Source organism: Candidatus Binatia bacterium (assembly GCA_036504975.1).
GTDB lineage: Bacteria > Desulfobacterota > Binatia > UBA9968 > UBA9968 > JAJPJQ01.
The window spans coordinates 45,367-54,406 of the sequence record DASXUF010000170.1 but is presented as its reverse complement, the minus strand read 5'-3'; the positions used below and the strand labels follow the sequence as shown (position 1 = coordinate 54,406).

Below are 9,040 nucleotides of genomic sequence, written 5' to 3'. Positions count from 1 at the left end.
ATTGCGCAATACATAGCGACACAAGGGCAGGAACCTTCCGAGGCCGACGAGGATTTCAAGATTGAAGAGTAGTTTCATCGGGTCTTCAGCCGTCTTTAGACGGAAAGGAACCCACCGCCTTTAGGCGGTGGTCATCAGTTCTGAATTTTGAGTGTTGAGTCAGGGCAAGTTCACCGCGACCGTGATGGACTTGCCCTTTCTCATTACTTCTATCTTCAACTGCGCGCCCTTTTTCGCGCTTTGAAGAAAGCTTTCCAGCTCGGATGTTTTCTGCAAGCTCTTCTCGTCCACTCTTAGAATCACATCCCCCCGCTGAAGGCCGGCCGCCGAGGCGGGTCCGCCGAGCTCCACGTCGGCCACGAGAATTCCGCCGTTGGTTTTGAGGTCGAAGAGACCGGCGAGATCGGGAGTCAGGTCCTGGGTCTGAATGCCCAAGGTCCGCTGCATTTCGCTTTGGGTTTTCTCCAGAGGGCCGATCGGCTTGGCCCTGGCCAGGACTTTGGCCGCGGCGTAGATCGGCGCTTTCATTCTGAGCGCGACGGCGATCGCGTCGCTCGGCCGCGAATCGATCTGGTATTCCTGGCCCTTGAGCCTGAGCGCGATGGTCGCGTAGTAAACGTCGTTGCGCAAGTCGGTGATGGTGATCCGCTGGATCGTTCCGCCGACGCCCCGGAGAATATTGCGGATGAGGTCGTGGGTGTTGGGCCGCGGCATGGCAACTTTCTTGATCTCCAGCGCGATCGAGGTCGCCTCTTCGGCGCCGATCCAGATCGGCAACGACTTTTTCTCTTTGGCGCTCTCCAGAAGGACGACCGGCGACTGGGTGAAAGGGTCCAACATGAGGTTTTTGACGGTCATCTCGACGGACGGTTCTTCTTGCCCGGCCCCGAGAAGACCGGCGCGGGCACAAAGAAAGAAAACCAGCAAGAGAGTTCTACTTTTCACGAGGACCTCCTTGAGAACTATTCCAACCGCTAGCCGAGTTCACCTTAGTCGTCCCGTTGAGCATGTCAATAGTCGCAATTTTCTGGTAGTGGTTCAGTTTGTAAAATTTCGTAGGGGCGACCCCCTGTGGTCGCCCGAACGGCAGGGCAGGCACAGGGGCCTGCCCCTACATAGAAATGTTGTTGAATTCAAATTGAACCATTACCAATTTTCTTGACCGCCTCTCGATGGCTGCGCTATGGTTGAGCGAGAGGTTCGCGACATGAAAATCATTCGCTTGCCGGATAGCCTGGCGGCGCGCATCGCCGCGGGCGAGGTCATAGAACGTCCCGCGTCCGTCGTCAAGGAGCTGGTGGAGAACTCGCTCGACGCCGGCGCCCGCGAGGTATCGGTCTGGGTGGAAGGCAGCGGAATCTCTCTCATCCGCGTGAGCGACGACGGCGACGGCATCGCGGCGGAGGAGCTGCCGCTGGCCGTGGAACGGCACGCCACCAGCAAGCTTGCCGGCGATGACGACCTGTGGCGCATCTCGACGCTCGGCTTTCGCGGCGAGGCGCTGCCGAGCATCGGCTCGGTCGCGAAGCTGGAAATCCTGTCGCGCACGCGCGAGGCGGAAGCAGGATGCCGGTTGCGCGTCGAGGGAGGCAAGGCGGGCGAGCCGGTCGCGGCCGGATGCTCCGCCGGAACCAGCGTCGAGGTGCGGGAGCTTTTCTTCAACACGCCGGCGCGGCGAAAATTCATGAAATCTCCGGCGACCGAGCTGAGCCATATCTGCGACGTGATCAATCACGCGGCTTTGGCCCACCGGGAGATCCATTTTCGGCTCTACAACCAGGGAAGTCTGCTGAGCGATTATCCGGGCGGCGTCGAGCCGCGCGACCGCCTGCGTCAGGTGCTGGGGCGCGAGATTGCCGCAGGGATGGTCCCTTTCGGCTGGACCAAGGGCGAGTTGAGGATCAGCGGATTTCTCAGCAAGACGCCCAGCTCATTTTCCGGCACGCGCTATCTCACGGCGCACGTGAATCGCCGCTTCGTTCGCGACCGCGTTCTTACGCATGCGATTCTTCAAGGTTACGAGACGCTGCTCATGAAAGGACGGTATCCGGCGGTCGTGCTTTTTCTCGAGATGCCCTTCAAGGACGTCGACGTCAACGTCCATCCCGCGAAGCAAGAGGTGCGGTTCCGCCGGCAGTCCGAGATTCATGAGGCCGTGGCCGAAGCCGTAAGGGAAGGGCTTCGAAACGAAGCCAAAAGCCCAACGGATCTTATTTCAAGCTTGGGACGAGAGGCATGCGGAACGGTGCGCGAGCCGACGGCTTCCTATGGCGTTCAACCCCGGATCAGCGACGCTCCCGTGCAACGCATCGAATTCACCCGGCCATTGGAAGAGTCGGCGCTCGCGCGCGACGGCTTTTTCTCCTCTCTGGAAGTGCTGGGGCAGCTTCTCGGTTGTTATCTCATCTGCTCCTCTCCGCGCGGGCTGGCGCTGATCGACCAGCATGCGGCGCACGAGCGCGTCGCCTTCGAAAGGATGCGTCGCCAGCTCGGCAATGGCGAGATCGAGCGCCAGAATCTCCTGATTCCGCAGGTCCTCGAGCTACCGGCGGGCGAGGCCGCGTTGTTCGAGCAGCGGTTGGAGCTTTTGGACCGCGTCGGCTTCAGCGTGGAAAAATTCGGCCGCGATTCTTACGTGATCCGAACCGTCCCGGCCCTGCTTCCGGCGGGCGACTATCGCGAGGCGATGCGCCGGATGATTGCCGAGGTCGCGGAGGTGGGGGAGAGCGAGGACGTACGCGAGGAACTGGAAGACCGATTGGCGACCATCGCCTGCCATAGCGTGATCCGCGCTCACAGGAGGCTTGAAAAGGAAGAAATTCGGGCTCTCCTGGCCGAGCTGGGTCAGATCGACTTCGCCACTCAATGTCCCCACGGCCGCCCGGTTCTGATCGAGCTTTCGGAGCAACAACTAGAGAGAATGTTTAAACGGATTTGAGTTTTAGACTCACGCCTCTCGGCTCTCGCCTAACGCCTTTTTATGAAGCCCAAACTCGTCGTCATTCTGGGTCCGACCGGCGTTGGCAAGAGCGAAGTCGCCGTTGATATCGCCTTAAAAGTAGACGGCGAAGTCGTCAACGCCGATTCACAGCTCGTCAATCGCCATATGGATATCGGCACGGCGAAGCCGGCCGTCTCTATAAGGCGGAAGGTTCCGCATCATCTCATCGACATCGTCGATCCCGACGGTGAGTTTAACGCGGCTCTTTATCGGGAATTGGCGCTGAAAGCGATTCAAGAGATTTCTGCGCGCGGGAAGAAAGCTATCGTCTGCGGCGGGACTGGTCTTTACCTGCGAGCGCTTATCCAGGGACTTTTTGTCGGCCCCGGCAAGAACCCGGAGATAAGAAAACGCTTGGAAGAAGAAGCCGAGAAAAAAGGATTGAGTGTGCTTTACGAGCGTTTGCGTGAAGTCGATCCCGAAGCTACCCGTTGGATTCACCCCAACGACCGCTACCGAATCATCCGGGCTGTCGAAGTTTTCCAGATAACGGGAAAGGGGATCAGCCTTTGGCAAAAGGAGCATGGCTTTACCGACCGCGAGTTCGAAGTTCTAAAGATCGGCCTCAACCGCGAGCGCCAAGAGCTGTACGATCAAATCAATCGGCGCTGCGACGAGATGATTGCTAGGGGACTCGTTGAAGAAGTCAAGGGGCTGGTGGAGAAGGGATACAGCTTGGACCTTCCGGCCCTCCAAAGCGTCGGCTACCGCCAGATCGGGCTTTATCTCCGTGGACAGTTAAGCCTCGATGAAGCCGTTACCCTCGTCAAGCGCGATACGCGCCATCTCGCCAAGCGGCAGCTCACCTGGTTCCGCTCGGACAAGGAGATTCGCTGGTTTCGTCCGGAGGAGGAGGGAATCCTGAAAGCTGTCGATCAATTTCTTCACCATTAGAACTTGACAGAGATAACCAGAGGCAATAGGGTTGCTTCGAGTCGGAGATAGGCAAGGACACCATTCGCGCGCGACGGTGCCTGAAGGGAGGAAGCTTAGTCATGGCGCATACGCTTTGCACGTTCAACGTGAACAATCTGTTCGTGAGGTACCGATTCGGCCAGAAGTTTCCCGGGGATATGGGCAGCAAGAGCCTTACGCCGGACCCGGCCTTCGGTTATCTGCCGGTGTACAATCCGGCACTGTTTGAACTCTTCAATGAGACGCAGCGCAAGCTCGCGGTTCGGGCGCTGACCGATGACGGGCAATCTTTTCCCGACATTATCTGTCTCCAGGAAGTGGAAAGCCTCATTGCTCTCAGAAAATTCAACGAAGACAAGAACCTGTTCAACAAACGTTATCGCTACGCGCTGCTGATCGACTCGCGCGACTTCCGGCAGATCGACGTGGCCATCCTCTCGAAGCTGCCGATCCTGTCGGTTCGCAGCAACATGGAAGAGCTCGACCCCGATCCACCTGGCGGGAAAAAGGCTTTTCTTTTCTCGCGAGATTGTCTGGAGGTCGTCGTGGCGCTCAACAAGAGCGGCTCGCGGAGGCTCACGCTGTTTATCAACCATTTGAAGTCGAAATTCGCGATGAGCGCGGAGGAGCGCGAGCGGGGCGATGCGCTGCGCGAGCGTCAGGCGAAAAAAGTGCTGGAAATCGTCCATGAACGGTTTCCGGGCTCGAAGTTCGACACGGAGCTGTTCGCGGTCGTCGGCGACATGAACGACGAGCCGCTGTCGAAGCCGGTCCAGCCGCTCGTTGCCGGATCGGGCTTGGTGGACCCGCTGAAGCGCATTCCAAAGCTCGAAGATCGCTGGACCCATTGGTTCCGGTCGGCGAATAATGTATCGCAGCTCGATTATATTTTGCTTTCGCCGGCTTTAGCCGCCGAGACTGCCGGAAAGATTCCTCGCATCGAGCGGCGCGGGATCAGCTTTTCTCACATCCTCTCCGACTTGAAGCCGGGACCGAAGCGCTCGCGCTTCGAGCGCAAGGATAACGATCCGAGCCCGATTCCCGTCGACTTTCGCTTCCCCCGCTTCCCCGAAGTGAACAACGAAGATTACGCCTCCGACCATTGCCCGGTGTTCCTGGAGATCCCGTAGGCTTGATAGATGGTCCGGCGCATCAAGTGTTTTGCGCTCCTCCCGGTCGTTTTTGTATTGGCGGCGTGCGCGGCTGCGACGGCGCCGGTGCCTGAAAAAACTAGAGCGTCACCGAAAGTGCAGGGCGACGTGATGGAGATTATTCAAGTCCTTGAGGCGGGCAGCGGGGAACGCTGCGAGCGCAAGGTCGTCGATACGGAGGTCGTCAAGAAGGCAACGGCGGCGGATTACACCGCCATCGAGCGCTGGACGATCGACCGCTGTGGCAAGCCGATTCGCTATCTGGTCACGTTCAAGCCCGGTCCGAGCGGCGGCGTGGATTTTACTGTTCGACCTGAACAGTAGAGTTGTAAACTTTCAGCTCACCTGACCCCGCGCGATCAGGTAGGTTTATAAATTTCTTACTTCGCGCTGAAGGCTTGGCAGCTAACGTCGTGCGCTTGAGCCGCAACTGGCGGGGGTAGGATATTCGCACCACGAGATGCATGGATCACAAGATACTCGCAAGGGACGCCCATCTCGTTAAGCCAGTTCACACAAGCGACATAGGCACCTCCGGCACCTTGATTGCCATCAAACTTCGAATGGTAATAGGGCTATATCAGGACGTATTCCAGCGATGTCCCCCATCGTCGTGTGGCGGCCAGGAGCGTTGATAAGATTGAGCCCAAACGCCGCACCAATTCGCATAAGAAAGTCGTCCGGGCCGGGTTCCTGCAAGAGCTCTCCAACGACCTTTGAGATCGGGAGCCGGTTTCCTGGACTCGTACCACGGCCCATTTGAGGATGGCGCGGCGATGCAAGCGGACACTGGCAATACGGGCTGATGATTGCGGAAAAAACTATAAATGCACGGAGTCCATAAGTTCGATTCCAGCCCCGAATACTTCTCCGTAAGGCAGCTTGCATCGGGCACGGCTCTTCTCCTGTTCTAAAATGCCTAACGAGCCTGTAGAAAAAGTAGGTTTTTAAAAGGCTTTTTATTGGTAAAGACCTTAATCACGAACCCCGCCCTCAATTTTCTTTTCAACTTGCTTGTGCTTGTTCATGACTCGTGATCCGCCAGTGCCATTTACACCTACGTCATCGATTACGTGAATCCCGGAGCATAGCGGTGGATTTTTAATAGATTGTGCACAATGCAGAAGAGTTTCCACTGAGTGTCCACCTTGGTCTTGCCTCGTAAACTGAATCGCCTGAGCCCCAGCGTGCTGCAGATGTTGGCAAAGACCGGTTCCACAATTGCGAGTCGTTGGCTATATCCCTTGAAGCATCCGCAGCCTATCTAGGCCGGCACTCGCCAGTGTCCATAGGCGCTTTCCAGGCAAGTTAATTAGGTGCCTGGTTGGCATCCATACTGCGAAAGCGCAGGTTAGGTCAAGAACCTTTTTCGAAGATACGGAATCAGCAGCAGGGGAGTGGGGTGATTATACACGTCGTCGAAGGTGACATCGCGGAAGATCGCGACGAGTGCGTGGCGCACCTCAGTCCAGTTGACTTTGTCCGGTCTTGTCTATAAAAAATCGTTATGGGCCTGACCTACGTTAACGTAGCCATTGCCAACCCCGCCGACCTTAAACGTCAGAGAAGAAGAAAGCTCCTGGCTGACACGGGTGCTTTGTACAGTATCGTGCCCAAGGAGCTTCTAAGGTCTGTAGGCATCCGGCCCTATGGGACCGAGACTTTTACTCTGGCCGATGGATCGACGATCACACGAGACGTAGGCAACGCGTTTATCCGCATCAATGGCCGTCAGGCTCCAACCCCGGTCATCTTCGGCGAAAAGAGCGATGGCTCGCTTCTAGGCGTTGTTGCTCTAGAGTCGCTCGGGTTTAGTCTTGATCCCAGAACTGGGAAGCTCCGACCGACCCCGCTTTTCTTAATGTAAGTTTTGTTCTCTCAGCAGCAGGGGAGGGGATTCTCGATCAAATTGTATACGTCGTCGAAGGTGACGTCGTTGATGGTGCGTTGAATCTTGAAAAATCGGGGAGGCTCGCCTTTGAGGAAGACGATGATAGCGGTTTCGATCGGCGGGCAGCCGGGTTTGACGCAGGGGACTTCTTTGACGACGATCGGCGCGTCGGGCGGGAACTGAAGATTATCTCGGGTCCAGTATCGTATCTGATCGATCGTAAAGTTCGATGTGTCCAGCGGGTCGCGGCCGAAGGGATCGACTCCCGTTGAAGCCTGGCCGTTCCCCGATGCCAAGCAGGCTTTGAAGCCGCCGACGATCTTTTCTTCGTCGAGATTCCTTCCGATAAACACCAGCCGGTTGGTTCTCTCCTCGTCTTTTTCCCATCGCCTGCCGGGCCGTCCATCGAAGAGCATGTGAACTCCTTGAAAGACGAACTGATCCGGGTCGCCGCGGAGGTTGAGGATGCCCTTCATGCGAAGAATATTCGCGCCCTGCTCGTTGATGACGGAGCGGAACCACTCGCTCACCTTGAGGCCGTCGAGATCGCCCGCCGTCACAGCGGAAACCGTGGAAATGTCCTCGGTGTGGCGGTGATCGTCGGAATGGTTTTGCGCTTTGGCTTCCAGCGCGAGACTGCGGAGATCGAGGACGGTCGCGATATCGACGTCGGAGTTTTTCGTCTGGCAGATTCGCGCCGCGCCGTTGAGATTCCTGATCTTGTATTCCAGTTCGGACAAGTCTTCCGGGGAAATCAAGTCGATCTTGTTCAGCAGCACCAGATCGGCGAAGGCTATCTGCTCGCGCGCCTCAGGGGAGTGATCGATTTGCTGCCAGACGTGCTTGGAGTCCACTACGGTGACGACGCCGTTAAGCTGGAATTCACTGCGGATGCGCTCGTCGATGAAAAAAGTCTGCACTACCGGCGCCGGGTCAGCTAGTCCCGTCGTTTCGATCATCAGCGTGTCGAATGTCGACTTTTGTTCGAGGAGCCGGAAGAGGGTGCGGAGGAGATCGCCGCGCACCGTGCAGCAGATGCAGCCGTTGTTCATCTGGACGATCTCCTGGTCGGATGAGATCAGGAGATGATGATCGATGCCGACCTCGCCGAACTCGTTGACGATGACGGCGACGCGCCGGCCGTGCTCGGTCGTGAGGATGCGATTTAACAGCGTGGTCTTTCCGGCTCCCAGAAATCCTGTGAGCACGGTGACCGGGATTCTTTCATCGCTGCTTCGAGACATCTTAATTCTCATCCCCAACTATAAAGTCCGATGATGACTCCATCGGGAGCTTTGATGGCGGCTCTGGTACGCCGCTTTACGGGAGAATCTTCCGGCACGCCGGGAGCCTCAGAGCGGACGGGCTCGGCAAGAATCTCGATGCCCGCGCTTCTCAAGCGCTCGACCTCGCGCGCGACATCCTGTACACGCAGCGCGATTTCTCTCATTCCCAGCTTGTAATCATAGCTCGGCTCTCCGGCCGGCGGCTGAGCCAGCGTGTAAAGCTCGAGCTTGGCGCCGGAGCTTCCGGGAAATCGGAGATAGGCCATCTCCCGATGGTAAGTCGTCTTCGGTCTGTAGCGGGCGAGCAAAGAAAAGCCGAGGAGCGAAGTGTAAAAGTGAATTGCCCGGTCCATGTCCGAGGCGACCACGCCGACGTGATCGATGCCCTCAATCGCGCTTGCCATCTACGCCTCTGTCAGCCCGTACCATACCATTTGGGTTTTAACCCTGCCACTTTTAGCGTCCGCTGACCATCAAGATTGGTCGCTGTGGCAGCGCGGGCAAACCGGCGGCGCGGTCGATTTGAGGATCGACCAGCCGCAGTCGCGGCAGGCCGCGACCTCTTCGCCCAGCATTCCGCGCACCATCGGCCCGCATCTGGCCGCCCCGCATGGCCCGGTTCCCACACCGGTTCTCCGGCTGACTTTGTCGAAGCTATCGGCGCCGCCTTGAATGGCCTTGACGACGGTGCCTTGGCGAATTTTGTTGCACAGACAGATGGGGCGGTAGGCGTCGATGATCGACTTGAGCCGGTTTTGTTCTGTCTCTTCCGAAGCGCTCAAATGGCGTGCTCTCC

Annotated in this window: 7 protein-coding genes and 2 pseudogenes; 4 read left to right on the top strand and 5 right to left on the bottom strand. The window is 57.6% G+C overall.

The window, feature by feature from the left end; translation table 11 throughout:
* Positions 1–159: 159 nt before the first annotated feature.
* On the bottom strand, positions 160–945 hold the full coding sequence (locus tag VGL70_20860; protein HEY3305978.1) for a bifunctional nuclease domain-containing protein: 786 nt from the start codon (positions 943–945) through the stop codon (positions 160–162).
* A gap of 262 nt (positions 946–1,207) precedes the next feature.
* Between VGL70_20860 and mutL the strand changes: the two genes are divergently transcribed.
* The 4 genes from mutL to VGL70_20840 all read left to right on the top strand — a co-directional run bounded on the left by mutL (position 1,208) and on the right by VGL70_20840 (position 5,391).
* Positions 1,208–2,938 (top strand): DNA mismatch repair endonuclease MutL, encoded by a 1,731-nt coding sequence (gene mutL / locus VGL70_20855; GenBank protein ID HEY3305977.1) that lies wholly within the window; start codon positions 1,208–1,210, stop codon positions 2,936–2,938.
* 42 nt (positions 2,939–2,980) lie between these two features.
* Positions 2,981–3,895, top strand: a complete 915-nt coding sequence (gene miaA, locus VGL70_20850; protein ID HEY3305976.1) for a tRNA (adenosine(37)-N6)-dimethylallyltransferase MiaA — start codon at positions 2,981–2,983, stop codon at positions 3,893–3,895.
* A 101-nt stretch (positions 3,896–3,996) separates the two neighbouring features.
* Entirely contained in the window at positions 3,997–5,046 is a 1,050-nt protein-coding gene (locus tag VGL70_20845) for an endonuclease/exonuclease/phosphatase family protein (protein HEY3305975.1), read from the top strand.
* 9 nt (positions 5,047–5,055) lie between these two features.
* Positions 5,056–5,391, top strand: coding sequence for a hypothetical protein (locus VGL70_20840; GenBank protein ID HEY3305974.1), 336 nt, complete (start codon positions 5,056–5,058; stop codon positions 5,389–5,391).
* Between the two features lie 745 nt (positions 5,392–6,136).
* Here VGL70_20840 and VGL70_20835 read toward each other — a convergent pair.
* The 4 genes and pseudogenes from VGL70_20835 to VGL70_20820 all read right to left on the bottom strand — a co-directional run bounded on the left by VGL70_20835 (position 6,137) and on the right by VGL70_20820 (position 9,026).
* Positions 6,137–6,307 (bottom strand): annotated as a pseudogene (locus VGL70_20835) (transposase).
* A 944-nt stretch (positions 6,308–7,251) separates the two neighbouring features.
* Positions 7,252–8,202, bottom strand: a pseudogene (locus VGL70_20830) (GTP-binding protein).
* 8 nt (positions 8,203–8,210) lie between these two features.
* A complete protein-coding gene (locus VGL70_20825) occupies positions 8,211–8,648 on the bottom strand; it encodes a VOC family protein (GenBank protein HEY3305973.1) in 438 nt (145 codons plus the stop codon).
* Positions 8,649–8,717: 69 nt separating this feature from the next.
* On the bottom strand, positions 8,718–9,026 hold the full coding sequence (locus VGL70_20820; protein ID HEY3305972.1) for a (2Fe-2S)-binding protein: 309 nt from the start codon (positions 9,024–9,026) through the stop codon (positions 8,718–8,720).
* Positions 9,027–9,040: the final 14 nt, after the last annotated feature.